This is a genomic window from Kitasatospora sp. NPDC101108 (assembly GCF_055584725.1).
In genome coordinates, this window is the sequence record NZ_JBVJLM010000002.1 from 84,171 (window position 1) to 100,303 (window position 16,133).

Here is a 16,133-nt window from a genome sequence, read left to right on the forward strand (position 1 = left end):
CCCGAGGAGTCCTCGGCGGCGGATGCGCCGGAGGAGCCGAGCACGGAGCGCCCCGGCCGCCGCCGGATGTGGTGGCCGGCCGCGCTGGCCGCCGTGGTCGCGCTGGCGCTCGGGGTTCCGGCCCTGGTCGCCGGCGGCACGTCCGCCTCGGGTTCGGCCTCGATCGCCGTCCCCGCGGACGACTCGCCCGAGGCCGGGTTCGCCCGCGACATGGCGACCCACCACCAGCAGGCCGTGGACCTGTCGTTCATCGTCCGGGACCGCACGAGCGACGAGCCGACCCGCACCCTCGCCTTCGACGTCATCAACACCCAGGCCAACCAGCGGGGGATGATGACGGGCTGGCTCGACCAGTGGGGGTTGTCGCAGCACTCGGCCGCCAAGCCGATGGCGTGGATGAAGATGGACCACGACTACCAGGCGCACGACGGTTCGCTGATGCCCGGCATGGCCATTAACGCCCAGATGGCGAAGCTGCGCGCGCTCAGCGGGCGGGAGGCCGAGGTGTACTACCTCCAGCTGATGATCGAGCACCACAAGGGCGGGGTCGAGATGGCCCAGGGCTACGTCGACCTGGCGAAGAACGACGTCGAGAAGCGGCTCGCCCAGTCGATGGTGGTCGCCCAGACGTCCGAGGTGGAGCTGATGACCGACATGCTCAAGGAGCGCGGTGCCGCTCCCGGCGTGCCCGCGTCCTGACCCCGAAGTCCCGTCCAGCAGTTCCCCGCTGTTCCCGCAGTTCCCGCAGTCCCATCAGTCCCATCAGTCCCCTCGTTCCCCCCGGACGGCCGGGGCGCGGTGAGCGGTCCCCCGACCGCCCGTACCGCGCCCCGGCCGTCCGCCGTCCGCACCCCCTTCCTGGAGCACTCCCGCATGAGCACCGACGCGCCCTGGCTGATCGCCGGACTCGGCAACCCCGGCCCCTGGTTCCGGCTGACCCGGCACAACGCCGGCTTCCTGACCGTGGACCGGCTGGCCGAGCGGCACGGCGCCCGGTTCCGCCGGCGCGGGATCGGCGCCGTGGTCGCGGAGATCGAGGTGGACGGCCGGCCGGTGCTGCTGGCCAAGCCGCTGTGGTGGTCCATCAACCTGTCCGGCCGCCCGGTGGCCGCCCTGCTGCGCCGCTACGGGGTGCCGGTCGAGCGCCTGGTGGTCGTCCAGGACGACCTGGACTTCGCCTACGGCACCGGCAAGCTGAAGCGCGGCGGCGGGCCGGGCGGGCACAACGGGGTGCGGTCGGTGGGCGAGGTGCTCGGCACCCGGGACTTCGTCCGGCTGCGCTTCGGCATCGGGCGTCCGCCGAAGGGGCAGAGCGTCGGCGACCACGTGCTGAAGAAGTTCTCGGACGAGGAACTGGCCGCGATGCCGGGAGTGACGGACCGCTGCGCGGACGCCCTGGAGACGCTGGTGCGGCTCGGGCTGAACCGGGCCCAGGACGCCCTGAACGTCAGCGCGTAGCCGCCGCCGGACGCGACCGGGCGGTGGCGGGCCGGGTCAGCGCGACAGCCGCCACCGCGACGGCCGCCAGCGCGACCAGCACCGTCCGCCCACCGGACGCTGCGCCCGCCAGGTGGACACCGAGCACGGACAGCGCCATGCCGAGCGCGGTGCCCAGGCTGCGCGCCATGTTCACCATGCCGCCGCCGACGGCCGAGCACTCCGCCGGGATCGCCCGCATCACCAGGGCGTTGTTGGCGGGCAGCAGCAGGCCCAGCCCGTACCCGGCGACCAGCAGCGGGACCGCCACGGCCGCGGCCGAGACCGGCAGCACGGCGAACAGCAGCAGTCCGGCGGCGGCCAGGCCCGCGCCGAAGCGGCACCGGGTGACGTCGGACCAGCCCCGGGGCAGCAGCCCGCCGCCGACCGTCGCGGCGACGGCGAACGCCGCGGGCAGCAGGGTGACCACCAACCCGGCCGCGGCCGTCGACACACCCGCCCCGGTGAGCAGTACCGGGCCGAGCACCAGGGGGCAGAACAGCAGCAGGTAGCCGATCAGCGCGACCACCAGCCCGGAGCGCACGCCCGGGGTGTTGACCAGCCCGGGCGCCAGGATCGGCCGGGCCGCCCGCCGCTCCTGGCGCACCAGGGCGACGGCGAGGACGGCGGCGGTCGGCAGCAGGACGGCGACGGCCCAGCCGGGCAGCGGCAGGCCCGAGGCGGTGGACAGGGCGAGCAGCAGAGCGGTGGTCGCGCCGGTGAGCAGCAGCATGCCGGGCAGGTCGAAGCGGGGCTCGCGCGGGCCCCGGCCGCGCGGCTCCGAAACCGGCGCGGGCGCACAGGTCCGGGTGCGGGGCAGCAGGTACCAGCCGGCCAGGATGCCGAACACGGCGATCGGCACGTTCACCCAGAACACCCACCGCCAGGAGGCGTGCTCCACCAGCAGCCCGCCGAGGCTGGGGCCGAGCGCCAGCCCGAGGCCCTGGGCGGCGGCCTGGATGCCGAGGGCGCGCCGCATCGCGTGCTCGGGGACTCCGCGCGCGACCAGGGCGACGCTGTTGGCCTGCATCATCGCGGCGCCGACGGCCTGCACGGCGCGGCAGCCGACCAGGATCCACAGGCTCTCGGCGAACCCGGCGCCGAGCGACGACAGGCCGAAGACGGCGAAGCCGCCGATGTACACGGTCTTGCGGCCCACCAGGTCGGACAGCCAGCCGATCGGGGCCAGCAGGGCGACCAGGACGAGCAGGTAGGCGAGGGCGACCCACTCGACAGCGGCGAAACCCGCGTCGAAGTGGCGGCCGAGGGCGGGGAAGACCAGAGCGATGACACTGGCGTCGAGCTGGCCGAGGAAGGCTCCGAGACAGACGGTGCCGACGGCCAGCCAGTGGGCGTGGCGCCAGCCGGCTATGCCGCGGGGCCGAGGCCGCTCGGTGAGCAGGCGCGCGGCAAGGGCGGTGGCGTTCATGTCACGAATATATCGGATGCAGATATGTTCTTTCTACGACTTGCTCGCGCCACGACACGAAGGATCTCGCGGTGCGCCCACCCCGCGTCCGAGGGGCGGACGGCCCCCCGGGAACGCCCCGTACCAGGCGATACGCTGTCCGCCATGCCGTCGTCACCACACGTTCCCGACCCCGCCGCCGGAAGCCCCGACCCGGCGGTCGAGCACGCCCGGCGGCTGACCGACACCGTCACCCGGCTGCGCCGCGCACTGCGCAGCAGCATCCGCACCGACTACCCGTGGGAGTCCCTGCCGATGGCGCAGGTCGAACTCCTCCAGACCCTCGCCGCGGCCCCGCTGCGGGTCGGCGAACTCGCCGCCCGCCAGCGGCTCGCCCCCAACACGGTCAGCGGACTGGTCGGCAAACTGCTGGAGGCCGGGTTCGTCGACCGGCAGGCCGACCCCGGCGACCGGCGCACCGCCCGGATCGCCCTCACCCCGGCCGGGCGCCGCCAGCTGGACGACTGGCAGCACGCCCACGAGCGCCGGATCGCCACCGCCCTCGGCACCCTCGACCCGGCCGACCGCGAGGCCGTCGTCCACGCGCTGCCCGCGCTCGAACAGCTCGCCCGGGCCCTCGCCCAGCCGGGAAGCCTCACCGAGGGGACGTCGGTCGGCTGAGTCGCCGGGCCTCTGCCGGTCGGCCGCGCCGAGGGGATGGCGGGCGGCCGAGCCGGGCGGACGTCGGTCGGCCGAGCCGGGTCGACCGGAACGAAATGGGTGGCTGCCGGGACGCGGTGGCCACTAGCGTCCCGGCATGACCGACATCGAGGTACAGATCGAGCCCTGGACGGACGCCGACCTCGCGCTGCTGCGCCGGGTCAACACCCCGGAGATGAAGAAGCACGTCGGCGGACCGGAGACGGAGGAGCAACTGCTCGTCCGGCACGGGCGCTACCTGGACTTCGTCCCGTCCGCCCTGGGCTGCATGTACCGGATCGTGCTGCTGCCCGAGGGCGAGGCCGTCGGCACGGTCGGCTACGGCACCCGCACCTGGGCGGGCGAGACCGTCCACGAGATGGGCTGGAACGTGCTGCCCGGGCACCAGGGGAAGGGCATCGCGGTGACCGCCACCCGGGCCGCCGTCGCGGCCGCCCGGCGTGAGGCCGCGCACCGCTTCCTGCACGCCTTCCCCTCGGTGGACAACCCCGCCTCCAACGCGGTGTGCGCGAAGGCCGGGTTCACCCTGCTCGGCGAGACGGAGTTCGAGTTCCCGCCCGGCCGGTTCATGCGCAGCAACAACTGGCGGGTGGACCTCCGGGGCTGACACCGTTCGCGCGCCCCGGTCCATGTCAGAAGAGCGTGCCGCTCTCCAGCTCCAGCAGCCAGCGCTTGCGGTCCACGCCCGCCGCGAAGCCGGTGAGCGAGCCGTTGGCGCCGAGCACCCGGTGGCAGGGGCGCACGATCAACAGCGGGTTGGCGCCCACCGCGCCGCCGACCGCGCGGACCATCCGCGGCGACTGGCCGGCCAGCTGGGCGAGTTGGCCGTAGGTGACGGTCGTGCCGTACGGGACCTCGTCCAGCGCGGCCCAGACCCGGCGGCGGAACTCGGTGCCCTCGGGGGCCAGCGGCAGGTCGAAGGTGGTGCGCTCGCCGCGGAAGTAGGCGGTCAGCTGGGCGACCGGCTCGGCGAGGGCCCCGGGGTCGAACTCCCAGCCGTCGGCGGGCTCGGCCAGGGCGTACTTCTGTCCGGGCGCGGTGACGGTGGCCAGGGCAGCCGGCCCGCCGTCCCCGGGCAGCACGCCGCTGAGCAGCAGGCGGCCGAATGGGCTCTCCATGGTGGTGAAGACGGTGGTGCTCATGCCGGGTCGTTCTCCGTTCCGGGGCTGGTGCTGAGGCTGAGGGGGGCGCTGGTCCCGGCGCTCGGGGTGGTGCCGGCTCCGGCGCTCGGGGCGGCGCTCGGGGCAGCGCTCGCGGGGCCGGCCCACAGCCGGTGGACGGCGTAGGAGCGCCACGGGGCCCAGGCCCCGGCGGCGAGTGCGGCGGACTTCGGGTCGCCGGGGGCGCCGAGCCGGATCAGGCCGTGCTTGACGCCGATGTCGCTCGGGAGGAACACATCGGGATCGGCGAGGGCGCGCATCCGCAGGTAGCCGACCGTCCACGGGCCGATGCCGGGCAGGGCCAGCAGCTGGGCGGCGGCCTCCTCCCGGTCCACCCCGCCGTCCAGCCGCACCACACCCTCGGCCAGCGCCGCGCACAGTCCGGTGAGCGCGCGGCGGCGGGCCGCGGGCATCGCGAAGTCCCCGGGGTCGGCGGTGGCCAGCGCCGCCGACGTGGGGAAGAGCAGCCGCAGGCCGCCGTTCGGCTCGGGCAGCGCGGTGCCGTACCTCTCGGCGAGCCGACCGGCCAGGGTACGGGCGGCGCCGACGGTGATCTGCTGGCCGAGCACGGCGCGGACGGCCAGCTCGTGCGGATCCACGTGTCCGGGCGAGCGCAGGCCGGGGCGCTCACGGACCAGTGGGCCGAGCACCGGGTCGGCGTCGAGCTGCTCGTCGACGGCGTCCGGGTCGGCGTCCAGGTCGAACAGGACGCGCAGCCGCTGGACGGCCGTCGGCAGGTCGCGCAGGTCGGCGAGCAGCAGACGGCAGTCGAGCCAGCCGCGGGTGAGCGGGTCCTCCGGCGCGAGGCCGTCCACCTCGGCGATGCCGTGCCCGTACGGGAGCGCGAGAGTGCGCCGGTAGGTGCGCACGCCGGGGCGCGCGCCGGGCACGACCTCCTCCACGCCGGGGACGGCGCGCAGTTCGAGGAAGTCGATCAGGTGGTCGCTGTCGATCGCGCCGCGGTAGGCCAGGCGCAGGGTGAGGCCGCCGGCCGGGGTCGCGGTGCGGCGGCCCGCCACGACCTCGGCGCGGAGACCGCTGGGGGTGCGGTCGTAGACCTCCCGGACGGTGTCGTTGAACTGGCGGACGGAGGCGAAGCCGGCCGCGAACGCGATGTCCGTGACGGGCAGCTCGGTGGTCTGCAGGAGCAGCCGGGCGGTCTGGGCACGGCGGGCGCGGGCCAGCGCGATCGGGCCGGCGCCGAGTTCGGCGATGAGCTGGCGCTGCAGCTGCCGGGCGCTGTAACCGAGCCGGCCCGCCAGGCCCGCGACGCCCTCGCGGTCCACCACGCCGTCGCCGATCAGGCGCATCGCGCGGCCGACCAGGTCGGCGCGGTGGTTCCACTCCGGGGAGCCGGGCACGGAGTCCGGGCGGCAGCGGCGGCAGGCCCGGAAGCCGGCGCCCTGGGCGGCCGCGGCGCTGGGGTAGAAGCGGCAGTTGGCGCGTTTGGGGGTCACGGCGGGGCAGCTCGGTCGGCAGTAGATGCCGGTCGAGGTGACGGCCGTGAAGAAGACCCCGTCGAAGCGGGAGTCCCGGCTGTCCACGGCTCGGTACCGGATGTCGTCGTCGATCACGCTGTCCAGTCTGCGGCACCGGGCGGGGGGCGACTGGCGGGAATCGGACATCACCGTTCGGGGCTTTCCGGTCGGCTGTTTCCCCGGCGCCGCTCCGGCACCGCCGGAGCGGCGCCGGAACCCTCGGGTGGGAACTGGCCACCGGTTCTCTGGGCCCCTCCCTCCCCCTCCCCCACCCACCCGCCGCCACCACCCACCACCACGCGCGCACCCACCACCACCCACCACCGCGCGCCCATCCACCACGCCCACCACACCCGCGCGCCCCAGCCCGTCCTGCTTTGGCCGGCCGCCGGCGGCCGGCCGAAGCAGGTGGCCACGACAGGTGGCCCCCACAGATGGGCCACTACAGGTAGCCGGCACAGGTGGCCACGTCCCGTAGCCACCACCGGGCCGCCGCTACAGACGGCCACCGCAGATGATCAGCACAGGTGTTCAGCCCCCAGCCGGGCCCGGCTGACGCCCGTCACCCGGGCCAGGGGCACATCCGCTCAACGCTTCACCGGACCTCCCGCCGCACGCATCGACTTGGTGATCGCCTTCCACTTGTTCAGCCGGGCCTTGGCCACCCGGGCGTCCGAACGGGAGGCGATCCACTCGTTCTCGCGCTGGAGCTTGAGGTAGCTGTCCATCCGACGCTGCGGCAGACTGCCGTCCTCCAGCGCCGCCCGCACCGCGCAGCCGGGCTCGGTGTGGTGGTTGCAGTCGTGGAAGCGGCACTCCTCGGCCAGCTCGGCTATGTCGGCGAAGGCCAGGTCCACCCCCTCGCCACCGTAGAGGCCGACCTCGCGCAGCCCGGGGGTGTCGATCAGCACGCCCCCGCCGGGCAGCGCCATCAGTTCGCGGGTGGTCGTCGTGTGGCGGCCCTTCTGGTCGACCTCACGGGCCCGCTGGACGGTCATCACCTCGGCGCCGACCAGCGCGTTGGTGAGGGTGGACTTGCCCACACCGGACTGGCCGATCAGCACGGCGGTGCCGGGCGCGCAGGCGCGGAGCACGTCGATGCCCTCTCCGGTCTCGGCGCTGACCACCAGCACGGTGACACCGGGCGCGACCGCTTCGACGTCGGCCCGGATGAAGTCGGCGTCGTCCACCAGATCGGCCTTGGTGAGGACGACCAGGGGCTCGGCGCCGGACTCCCAGGCCAGGGCGAGGAAGCGCTCGATCCGCCCGAGGTCGGGATCGGCCGCCAGCGAGGCGGCGATCAGGACGGTGTCGACGTTGGCCGCCAGCACCTGGCCGTCGGAACGCTTGCCCGCCACCTTGCGGATGATCGCGGTGGAGCGCGGCAGCAGCGCGGTGACGGCGGCCATCGGCTGGGCGTGCAGGTCGACGGCGGCCCAGTCGCCCGTGCACGGGCAGTTGATCATGTCGGCGTCGCCCACCCGCCGGGTGTCGAGCCGGACGGTGCGCAGCTCGCCCGTCTCCGGGTCGGCGAGGACGGCGTCGCACTGGCCGCGGTCGACCCGGAGGATCCGGGCCGGGAGCAGCCCGGCTTCGGCGAGCGGTGCGAAGAGCTCGTCGAGCTCGGGCGTCCAGCCGTAGCCGGCCAGCGGGGAACCCGCGGTGGAGCCGTCGGTGAGGCTGTCGCCGGAGAACGAAGAAGAAGACGAAGAAGAAGAGGAGAACGACGGAACGGAGGCAGCGTTGAACAACGCAGTGGCCCTTCGGGAGGAGATGGTCCCGGCGGGCTACGGCTGGCGCGGAGGGCTCAGCCGGCGGCCGGGAAGAGGAGGTGAACGCGAGCGCTGCCCAGGGCAGCTATCGGGGCGACAACGACCACGGGGTTCACCTCCTGCTCTCTACTCCTCGGGCGGCCCAATGGCCCCCGAACCTGACGCGTCACACGCTAGTGGAGCTCGGGGCGACGGCCAACCTATTTTTGACCTGCGGAAATGCCGTCCGGAAGAGGGCGGGGCTATCCGCCGTACCGGTGCTTGAGGTTCGGGTCGTCCAGCCACCAGGGCCGCATGCCCGTCTCCTCCTCCGGCAGCCCCTCCGCCCTGGCCCGGGCGGCCTGCTCCTCGAAGCGGGCGTCCAGCTCGGCGTCCACGGCCTTGATCTCCTCGCGCCCCTGCACCACCATCCGCCGCACCAGTGCGGCGAGGAACGGCAGCCCGACGAGGTCGCCCAGCACCCAGAAGGCGTTGCCGCCCCAGGTCTGGTCCTGGGCCGGGCTCGGCCCCCAGGGCCGCCCGAGCGCGACGTAGTAGTGCTCGGCGACGAGGTGGCCGCCGTAGATCAGCACGATCCCGAGCCCGGCGTCGAAGATCACCTCGGCGAAGGTGATGAACAGCCCGACCAGGTGCGGGTACTCGTGCCCGACCGGGTCGAGCTGCAGCCGCGGCCAGAAGTAGGCGAGTCCCAGCAGCACCAGCGCCAGGTGCAGCACCACGTTCCCGACCCCGCTGGAGAGCGACCACTCGTACCAGGGCGTGAAGTAGAGGAGCCACGGCGGCGCCATCAGCAGCGCCGTGGAGACCGCCGGGAACATCAGCACCTTGGACGGCCGGCTGCGCAGCACCCGCAGGATCCGCTCCCGCCGGTGCTCCGGCGAGGACTCGACCAGCAGCGAGACGGGTGCGCCGAGCGCGAGCAGCAGCGGGACGACCATGAGCAGCAGCACGACCTGCACGGCCCGGTCGGTGAACAGGATGCGCTCGTACACGCCGAGGCCGGAGCAGGTGCACCAGATCCACAGCAGCAGCCCGCCGAGGAAGGCCGCGGTGCGGGTGGCCTGCCAGCGTTCGCCGCCGCGGTGGACGGTGCGCACCGCGGCCAGGTACCAGCCGCCGAGGAGCAGCGACAGGGTGAGCACCAGCGGTTCGAGGGTCCAGGAGGTGGCCAGGTCGGACCACTGCCACGCGGGCGGCCCGCTGTACGCGAGCGCGTGGACCGCGCCCCCGTGGCCGAGCGCCCGGACCGCGGCCCCGTGGCCGAGCGCCTGGGCCGCGAGATCCACCGCGCCGTTCATCCGTCCGCCCACCTCGTCCGCACCGCCACCCGGGGTCGCCGGAGAGGCGCCGGGAGTCGCCGGGCAGGGGCCTCGGCGCCCGGCCATGATGGCGCTCCCGGCCCGGCCCGCCGCGGCCGGGGCCCGCCTCTATACCCGGGCCTGAACAAAGCTTTACCAAGGGCCGACAAAGCTTTGCCGAGGCAAAGTTCTGCCCTTGCCGGGCCCGGGGGCGCAACCGGCGGCGGGCCGCGTTCGTCTGGCAGGATGCACCGTCGGCGCGATACCGGCCACGTGGGTGACAACAAGGGGACGACAAGAGGTGCAAAGCACTGCACGCGGCGAGGGCCGACGGCTGGCCGCGCGCCACCGCAACATCGAGCTGGGCCTGTTGGCGCTCGCGGTGGCCGTCTGTCTGGCCGGACACATCGACGCCTCGCTGGCATTGACCGGCAAGCTGCCGTCCGGACTACTGGTCCACGGCCTGTCCCTGGGGGCGCTGGTCGCGGTGGCGCACCTGGCGGTGCGCCGGTTCGCACCGTACGCGGACCCGCTGATCCTGCCGCTGGGCGTCTTCCTGACCGGCTTCGGGCTGATGCTGCTGGACCGGCTGGACTTCAGCTACAAGGCGGCGCACCCCGGCAAGGGCGACTACCAGAAGCTCCCCGCCGCGCCCTCCCAGATGATGTGGGTGTTCATCTCGGTGGCGGCGGCGATCGCGCTGATCGTCTTCGTCAAGCACCACCGCTTCTTCCAGCGGTACGTCTACGTGATGATGGCGGGCGCACTGATCCTGCTGACGGCGCCGGTGTTCTCGCCGACGGACAGCTTCGGCGCCAAGCGGTGGATCAAGCTCCCCGGGCTGCCGTCCTTCGAGCCGGACGAGTTCGTGAAGGTCGCGATCACGATCTTCTTCGCGGGCTACCTGATGGCCAACCGGGACGCCCTGGCCCTGGCCGGGCGGAAGGTCTGGGGGATGACCCTGCCGCGCGGACGGCACGTCGGCCCGGTGCTCGCGATCTGGGCGGTCAGCCTGCTGGTGCTGATCTTCGAACGCGACCTCGGCACCTCGCTGATCTTCTTCGGCCTCTTCATCGTGATGCTGTACGTGGCGACCGAGCGCACCAGCTGGGTCGTCCTCGGCCTGCTCATGGCGGTCGGCGGTGCGACGGTGGTCGGCACCCTGGAGCCCCACGTGCACGGCCGCGTCGAGGCCTGGCTGCACCCGCTCGACTACTACAAGCCGGTGCACGACCCGGCGATCTCCGAGCAGCCCGCCGAGGCGCTGTTCAGCCTGGGCACCGGGCACCTGACCGGGACGGGCCTGGGCTCGGGCCGGCCGTGGCTGATCGGCTTCGCCGGGCGCAGCGACTTCATCTTCACCACCGTCGGCGAGGAGCTGGGCCTGGCCGGGGTGACCGCCCTCCTGCTGGTGTACGTGCTGCTGATCCAGCGCGGCCTGCGCACCGCGATCGGCCTGACCGACCCGTTCGGCAAGCTGCTCGCGGCCGGGCTGTCGGCGGCGCTCGCGCTGCAGATCTTCGTGGTGGTCGGCGGCGTGAGCGGGCTGGTCCCGCTGACCGGCAAGGCCCTGCCGTTCCTGGCGGCCGGTGGTTCCTCGCTGCTGGCGAACTGGCTGATGGTCGCGCTGCTGATCAAGCTCAGCGACTCCTCGGGACGCACCGCGCTGGACCCGGTCCAGCCGACTCCCGAGCCGCTCCCCGCCCAGGCCGGCCCGGGCAACCGCCCGGCCGCCACCGACCCCGCCCCGCCGAACCCGAGCCAGGGCCCCCACCAGGGCCCCAACCAGGGTCCCGACCAGGGCCCGAGCTCAAGCCGACACCAGGGCCCGAACCAGGGCCAGGACCCCGTCCCCAGCCCCGACCGGACCCCGGGCGGCGCGGGCCGGCCCCCGGCCCCGGGATCCGACCCGACCGCGCAGACCACCGCCGGCCCCGGCCTCACCGACCCGGGCGCCGCCACCGAGCTGCGCCCCGCCTTCGGCCAGGCCCCGGTCGCCCCGCACCCCGACGGGCCCCAGCCGCCCGCTCCCCAGGCCTCGTACGGCTACCCGCCGGTCAACGAGCAGCACGCCCAGGGCTACGGTCTGCCGCCGCGGTCCCCGTTCCCCTCGAACCCGCCCGCCTGAGGAACACCGAGAACACCCAGGGCCCCGGAAGCCCCCAAGGCCCCCAGGGCCCCAGAGCCCCCGGCCCTGGCCCCGACCCCGGCGCCGAACGCACAGGGCCTCCCCCGCGACCCGCGAGGGAGGCCCTGTCCGTACCCGTGCACGGAGAACCCGCTACCGCTGCTCCCACGGCGGCTGCGGCGGCCTGGGCGGGTAGCCCGGCCCCGACCCCGGCCGCTCCGGCGGCAACCCCGGTCCCGGTCCAGGCCCCTGCGCCCCCTGCCCCGGCCGCTCCGGCGGCGGCCCCAGCGGCCGGTCGCTGTCCGGCGGCGGCGGAGCGGGCCGGTGGTGCGGCCCCGGCCGGGCGGTGAGGCGCCCGCGCACGTTGTCGGCCGCCAGCACGTCGGCCCACCGCTCGGGGTACTCGGCGGGCGCGTCGACGTCGTCCGCCTCGTCCTCGCCCCACTCCTCCTCGGCCCCCTCGGCCAGTCCCAGCTCGCGGGCCCGCCGGGCCCGTTCGACGGCCCGCCGGGCGGCGACCTCGCGGACCACGGCGGCGGCCGCCTCCTCGTGGGCGCGCTCGTTCTCGGCGCGGGCGTCCGCGGTCTCCAGGGTGGGCCAGCGGCGGTCTATCGCGGCGTTCATGGCGGCGCCGATGAGCACCGCGAGGGCCACCACGAAGATCCACAGCAGCACGGCCACCGGCGCCGCCAGCGAGCCGTACACCGAGGGGCCCTCGACCGAGCTGACCAGGTAGATCCGCAGGCCGACGCTGCAGAAGACCAGCACCACCAGGGCGACCAGCGCACCGGGGATGTCCTCGCGCCAGGGCGTGGAGACCGGTACGGCCAGGTGGTAGAGAGTGGTGAGGGAGACGATCAGCAGCAGGATCGCGACCGGCCAGTAGGCGGCGCTGACCACCCCGGCGAGGCCCGAGACGGCGTTCTCGACCAGCCCGGGCCCCGCCATCATCAGCGGCAGCACCAGGGAGCCGATGACGAGGGCGCCGAGGTAGAGGCCGAGCGACATCAGCCGGGTCTTGACGATGCCCCGCTTGCCGTCCAGCCCGTACATCACGGTGATGGTGTCGATGAAGATGTAGAGCGCCCGGGATCCGGACCACAGCGACAGCAGGAAGCCGATCGAGATCAGGTCCGGCCGGACGTGGTCGAAGACCTGGCTGAGCAGTGGTTTGACGACCTCGTTGACGGAGGAGTCCGAGAGCACCGTCCCGGAGGCCGAGACGATGTCGTGCTTGAGCCGCTCGATGGTGCCGGCGCCGACGAACGCGTCGAGGTAGCCGAGGGTGGCCGCCAGGCCGAGCAGCAGCGGCGGGATCGACAGCAGGGTGAAGAAGGCCGCCTCCGCGGCGAGGCCGGTGACCCGGTACTCGACGCAGGTGTTGGTGGTGTCCTTCACCAAGTCCCACGCCGTATGGCGCCAGGTGGCCCGTTTGGCCGCGCGCCGGGAGCCCTTGCCCCGACGCCGGGACGGCCGCTCGGGGTTCGGCCTGCTCGTATCGCCTGCTGCTTGCACAGCGCTAACGGTATCGGGCCGGGACGCTCCGGTTGATCTCCCCCGGGGGTACGGGCGCGTGCGCACCGCGGCCGCGGACGCCCGGCGGGGAGCGGCGGGAACGGTCAGGCGTCCCGCATTTCGAAACCACAGCGTCCAGCATCCGGATGTTAGTGGACCGCGAGTCCCGGGCCGTGCGAATCTCTTGCCATGCCTAGCGCCGGAACCACCCTAGTAGGTCGACTGCACGTCGATCTCCTTCGCGTGTCCAGCGCCATCTGTCCGGTGACCTGAGCCCCCACCCCGCCGCACCACCGCACCCGGCGCCGATCCGACCGCCCATCCCCGCACCAGCGGATGCGCAGGCGCCCGCCCGGCCCGGCCAACTGCTCTCCCGGTCCTGAGAAACCCGCAGGTCACAGCAGCACCGCACGGCCGAGCACGCTCCGCGACCCACCCGGCGTCAGCGCCACCTGCCCCGAAGGACTTTCAGCATGGCCACCTCTCCCGAGACCGCCGAGCCCACGGCCGACCGCACCGCCGCGCGCCGCCCCGCAGCGGCTCGCAAGGTGACCCGCCACCGCGGCGAGGGGCAGTGGGGCATGGGCCACTACACCCCCCTGAACGCCAACGAGCAGTTCAAGAAGGACGACGACGGTCTCAATGTGCGGACGCGCATTGAGACGATCTACGCGCACCGGGGCTTCGACTCGATCGACCCCGCCGACCTGCGCGGCCGGATGCGCTGGTGGGGGCTCTACACCCAGCGCAAGGAGGGCATCGACGGCGGCAAGACCGCCATCCTGGACCCGCACGAGCTGGACGCCGAGTACTTCATGATGCGCGTGCGCATCGACGGCGGCCGGCTGACGGTCCCCCAGCTGCGGGCCGTCGCCGAGGTCTCCGAGCAGTACGCCCGGGGCACCGCCGACCTGACCGACCGGCAGAACATCCAGTTCCACTGGATCCGGATCGAGGACGTCCCGGCGATCTGGCGCAAGCTGGAGGCCGTCGGCCTGTCCACCACCGAGGCCTGCGGCGACACCCCGCGCGCCATCCTCGGCTCCCCGGTGGCCGGCGTCGCCCGGGACGAGATCATCGACGGCACCCCGGCGATCGAGGAGATCCAGCGCCGCTTCATCGGCAACCCGGAGTTCTCCAACCTGCCGCGCAAGTTCAAGGCCGCCATCTCCGGCTCCCCGCTGCTGGACGTCGCGCACGAGATCAACGACGTCTCCTTCGTCGGCGTGGTCCACCCCGAGCACGGCCCCGGCTTCGACCTGTGGGTCGGCGGCGGCCTGTCCACCAACCCCAAGCTGGGCGTGCGGCTGGGCGCCTGGGTCCCGCTGGAGCAGGTGCCGGACGTCTTCGGCGGCGTGATCAGCATCTTCCGCGACTTCGGCTACCGGCGCCTGCGCAACCGCGCCCGGCTGAAGTTCCTGGTCGCCGACTGGGGCGTGGAGAAGTTCCGCCGGGTGCTGGAGGACGAGTACCTGAAGGACCGCCTGATCGACGGCCCCGCGCCCACCGAGCCGGTCGCCCGCTGGCGCGACCACGTCGGTGTCCACCAGCAGCGGGACGGCCGCTACTACATCGGCTTCGCCCCGCGCGTCGGCCGGGTCGACGGCAAGCTGCTCGGCCGGATCGCCGACCTCGCCGCCGCTCACGGCAGCGACCGGGTGCGCACCACCACCGAGCAGAAGATGCTCATCCTCGACATCGCCGAGGAGCACGTCGAGTCGGTGGTGGCCGGACTGGAGGCGCTCGACCTGCGGGTCACCCCCTCGCCGTTCCGCCGCGGCACCATGGCCTGCACCGGCATCGAGTACTGCAAGCTCGCCATCGTCGAGACCAAGGAGCGCGGCCGCACCCTGATCGACGAACTCGAACAGCGCCTCCCGGACTTCGCCGAGCCGCTGACCATCAACATCAACGGCTGCCCGAACGCCTGCGCCCGCATCCAGGTCGCCGACATCGGCCTCAAGGGCCAGCTCGTCACCGACGAGAACGGCAACCAGGTCGAGGGCTACCAGGTGCACCTGGGCGGCGCGCTCGGCCTGGAGGCCGGCTTCGGCCGCAAGGTCCGCGGCCTCAAGGTCACCAGCGCCGGCCTGCCCGACTACGTCGAGCGCCTGCTGACCCGCTACCAGGCCGACCGCACCGAGGGCGAGCGCTTCGCCCAGTGGACGGCCCGCGCCACCGAGGAGCAGCTGTCATGAGCGAGCGGAGTGGGCGAACCGAATCGGCGGGGCGTGTTCGCGAAGCGAACGCCGAGCGCAGCGAACGCCGACCGCAGAGAGGTGGGCGATGAGTGAGCGAGCCGCACCGTTCTTCTGCCCGTACTGCGGGGACGAGGACCTGCGCCCGTCGGAGGCCGGCCACGGCGCCTGGGAGTGCCACGGGTGCCGCCGCGCCTTCCAGCTGAAGTTCCTCGGCCTGCTGTCACCGACCAACGGGGGTACGTCCCATGAGCAGCACCGCGACTGACCACGAGGAGATCGCCGTCCGGGCCGGCCGCGAGCTGGAAGAGGCCACGGCGCAGGAGGTCCTGCGCTGGGCCGCCGACACCTTCGGCAAGCGGTTCTGCGTGACCTCCTCGATGGAGGACGCGGTGGTCGCCCACCTCGCCGCCTCGGTGTTCCCCGGCGTGGACGTGGTGTTCCTGGACACCGGCTACCACTTCGCGGAGACCATCGGCACCCGGGACGCGGTGGCGGCGACCATGCCGGTCAACGTCATCACGCTCACCCCGCTGAAGACCGTGGCCGAGCAGGACGCCGAGTACGGGCCGAACCTGCACGACCGCGACCCGGACCTGTGCTGCTCGCTGCGCAAGGTCGAGCCGCTCAACCGCGGCCTCGGCGGCTACGACGCCTGGGCCACCGGGCTGCGCCGCGACGAGTCCCCGTCCCGGGCGAACACCCCGATGGTCTCCTGGGACCCGAAGCGCCGCAAGGTCAAGATCGCCCCGATCGCCCGGTGGACGCAGGAGGACGTGGACGCCTACGTGGCCGCCAACGGGGTGCTGCTCAACCCGCTGCTGTGGGAGGGCTACACCTCGATCGGCTGCTCGCCGCTGTCCTGCACCCGCAAGCCGGGGGAGGGCGAGGACGCCCGGGCCGGCCGCTGGTCCGGCTCCGGCAAGACCGAGTGCGGCATCCACCTCTGACCCCCCACCACTTCTCGCGTAAGGAAAGAA

Annotated in this window: 15 protein-coding genes; 9 read left to right on the forward strand and 6 right to left on the reverse strand. The window is 73.7% G+C overall.

Annotated features, from left to right (window positions below; all coding sequences use genetic code 11):
* Window positions 1-66: 66 nt before the first annotated feature.
* A complete protein-coding gene (locus ACZ6Z8_RS05125) occupies window positions 67-699 on the forward strand; it encodes a DUF305 domain-containing protein (RefSeq protein WP_465607463.1) in 633 nt (210 codons plus the stop codon).
* Window positions 700-873: 174 nt separating this feature from the next.
* A complete protein-coding gene (pth, locus tag ACZ6Z8_RS05130; protein WP_465606498.1) occupies window positions 874-1,458 on the forward strand; it encodes an aminoacyl-tRNA hydrolase in 585 nt (194 codons plus the stop codon).
* Here pth and ACZ6Z8_RS05135 read toward each other — a convergent pair.
* Window positions 1,448-2,905, reverse strand: coding sequence for an MFS transporter (locus tag ACZ6Z8_RS05135; RefSeq protein ID WP_465606500.1), 1,458 nt, complete (start codon window positions 2,903-2,905; stop codon window positions 1,448-1,450). The genes pth and ACZ6Z8_RS05135 overlap by 11 nt on opposite strands.
* Before the next feature lie 144 nt (window positions 2,906-3,049).
* On the opposite strand from ACZ6Z8_RS05135, the gene ACZ6Z8_RS05140 reads away from it, so the two are divergent.
* Complete coding sequence (locus tag ACZ6Z8_RS05140; protein ID WP_465606502.1) at window positions 3,050-3,565, forward strand: MarR family winged helix-turn-helix transcriptional regulator; 516 nt, start codon at window positions 3,050-3,052, stop codon at window positions 3,563-3,565.
* 136 nt (window positions 3,566-3,701) lie between these two features.
* Entirely contained in the window at window positions 3,702-4,211 is a 510-nt protein-coding gene (locus tag ACZ6Z8_RS05145; protein WP_465606504.1) for a GNAT family N-acetyltransferase, read from the forward strand.
* A gap of 25 nt (window positions 4,212-4,236) precedes the next feature.
* Here ACZ6Z8_RS05145 and ACZ6Z8_RS05150 read toward each other — a convergent pair whose 3' ends face one another.
* The 4 genes from ACZ6Z8_RS05150 to ACZ6Z8_RS05165 form a co-directional block, all read right to left on the reverse strand.
* Window positions 4,237-4,746: a methylated-DNA--[protein]-cysteine S-methyltransferase gene (locus tag ACZ6Z8_RS05150; RefSeq protein ID WP_465606506.1), complete on the reverse strand. Its 510-nt coding sequence runs from the start codon at window positions 4,744-4,746 to the stop codon at window positions 4,237-4,239.
* Complete coding sequence (locus ACZ6Z8_RS05155) at window positions 4,743-6,389, reverse strand: DNA-3-methyladenine glycosylase 2 family protein (RefSeq protein ID WP_465606508.1); 1,647 nt, start codon at window positions 6,387-6,389, stop codon at window positions 4,743-4,745. Before ACZ6Z8_RS05155 ends, ACZ6Z8_RS05150 begins: the two co-directional genes overlap by 4 nt.
* Before the next feature lie 440 nt (window positions 6,390-6,829).
* Window positions 6,830-7,993 carry a ribosome small subunit-dependent GTPase A gene (gene rsgA / locus ACZ6Z8_RS05160; RefSeq protein ID WP_465606509.1) on the reverse strand — a complete coding sequence of 388 codons (1,164 nt, stop codon included), beginning with the start codon at window positions 7,991-7,993 and terminating at the stop codon, window positions 6,830-6,832.
* Window positions 7,994-8,256: 263 nt separating this feature from the next.
* On the reverse strand, window positions 8,257-9,312 hold the full coding sequence (locus tag ACZ6Z8_RS05165; protein ID WP_465606511.1) for a cytochrome c oxidase assembly protein: 1,056 nt from the start codon (window positions 9,310-9,312) through the stop codon (window positions 8,257-8,259).
* Window positions 9,313-9,613: 301 nt separating this feature from the next.
* On the opposite strand from ACZ6Z8_RS05165, the gene ACZ6Z8_RS05170 reads away from it, so the two are divergent.
* A complete protein-coding gene (locus tag ACZ6Z8_RS05170) occupies window positions 9,614-11,440 on the forward strand; it encodes an FtsW/RodA/SpoVE family cell cycle protein (protein ID WP_465606513.1) in 1,827 nt (608 codons plus the stop codon).
* A 153-nt stretch (window positions 11,441-11,593) separates the two neighbouring features.
* On the opposite strand, the gene ACZ6Z8_RS05175 is transcribed toward ACZ6Z8_RS05170, so the two are convergent.
* Window positions 11,594-12,955: a YihY/virulence factor BrkB family protein gene (locus tag ACZ6Z8_RS05175; RefSeq protein WP_465606515.1), complete on the reverse strand. Its 1,362-nt coding sequence runs from the start codon at window positions 12,953-12,955 to the stop codon at window positions 11,594-11,596.
* A gap of 189 nt (window positions 12,956-13,144) precedes the next feature.
* Here ACZ6Z8_RS05175 and ACZ6Z8_RS05180 point away from each other — a divergent pair, with 189 nt between their 5' ends.
* From ACZ6Z8_RS05180 to ACZ6Z8_RS05195, 4 genes are all read left to right on the forward strand, one after another.
* Window positions 13,145-13,228: a putative leader peptide gene (locus ACZ6Z8_RS05180; RefSeq protein ID WP_310593185.1), complete on the forward strand. Its 84-nt coding sequence runs from the start codon at window positions 13,145-13,147 to the stop codon at window positions 13,226-13,228.
* Window positions 13,229-13,428: 200 nt separating this feature from the next.
* Window positions 13,429-15,153, forward strand: coding sequence for a nitrite/sulfite reductase (locus tag ACZ6Z8_RS05185; RefSeq protein ID WP_465606517.1), 1,725 nt, complete (start codon window positions 13,429-13,431; stop codon window positions 15,151-15,153).
* A gap of 88 nt (window positions 15,154-15,241) precedes the next feature.
* Window positions 15,242-15,421, forward strand: a complete 180-nt coding sequence (locus tag ACZ6Z8_RS05190) for a hypothetical protein (protein WP_030281704.1) — start codon at window positions 15,242-15,244, stop codon at window positions 15,419-15,421.
* On the forward strand, window positions 15,402-16,103 hold the full coding sequence (locus tag ACZ6Z8_RS05195) for a phosphoadenylyl-sulfate reductase (protein WP_465606519.1): 702 nt from the start codon (window positions 15,402-15,404) through the stop codon (window positions 16,101-16,103). The genes ACZ6Z8_RS05190 and ACZ6Z8_RS05195 overlap by 20 nt, the downstream gene beginning before the upstream one ends.
* The last annotated feature ends 30 nt before the right edge of the window (window positions 16,104-16,133 follow it).

Excerpts from the sequence above, each read along its gene's own strand:
- ACZ6Z8_RS05125 (WP_465607463.1), top strand. The coding sequence starts at position 67 with ATGTGGTGGCCGGCCGCGCTGGCCGCCGTGGTCGCGCTGGCGCTCGGG.
- pth (WP_465606498.1), top strand. The coding sequence starts at position 874 with ATGAGCACCGACGCGCCCTGGCTGATCGCCGGACTCGGCAACCCCGGC.
- ACZ6Z8_RS05135 (WP_465606500.1), bottom strand. The coding sequence starts at position 2,905 with ATGAACGCCACCGCCCTTGCCGCGCGCCTGCTCACCGAGCGGCCTCGG.
- ACZ6Z8_RS05140 (WP_465606502.1), top strand. The coding sequence starts at position 3,050 with ATGCCGTCGTCACCACACGTTCCCGACCCCGCCGCCGGAAGCCCCGAC.
- ACZ6Z8_RS05145 (WP_465606504.1), top strand. The coding sequence starts at position 3,702 with ATGACCGACATCGAGGTACAGATCGAGCCCTGGACGGACGCCGACCTC.
- ACZ6Z8_RS05150 (WP_465606506.1), bottom strand. The coding sequence starts at position 4,746 with ATGAGCACCACCGTCTTCACCACCATGGAGAGCCCATTCGGCCGCCTG.
- ACZ6Z8_RS05155 (WP_465606508.1), bottom strand. The coding sequence starts at position 6,389 with ATGTCCGATTCCCGCCAGTCGCCCCCCGCCCGGTGCCGCAGACTGGAC.
- ACZ6Z8_RS05165 (WP_465606511.1), bottom strand. The coding sequence starts at position 9,312 with ATGAACGGCGCGGTGGATCTCGCGGCCCAGGCGCTCGGCCACGGGGCC.
- ACZ6Z8_RS05180 (WP_310593185.1), top strand. The coding sequence starts at position 13,145 with ATGCCTAGCGCCGGAACCACCCTAGTAGGTCGACTGCACGTCGATCTC.
- ACZ6Z8_RS05185 (WP_465606517.1), top strand. The coding sequence starts at position 13,429 with ATGGCCACCTCTCCCGAGACCGCCGAGCCCACGGCCGACCGCACCGCC.
- ACZ6Z8_RS05190 (WP_030281704.1), top strand. The coding sequence starts at position 15,242 with ATGAGTGAGCGAGCCGCACCGTTCTTCTGCCCGTACTGCGGGGACGAG.
- ACZ6Z8_RS05195 (WP_465606519.1), top strand. The coding sequence starts at position 15,402 with ATGAGCAGCACCGCGACTGACCACGAGGAGATCGCCGTCCGGGCCGGC.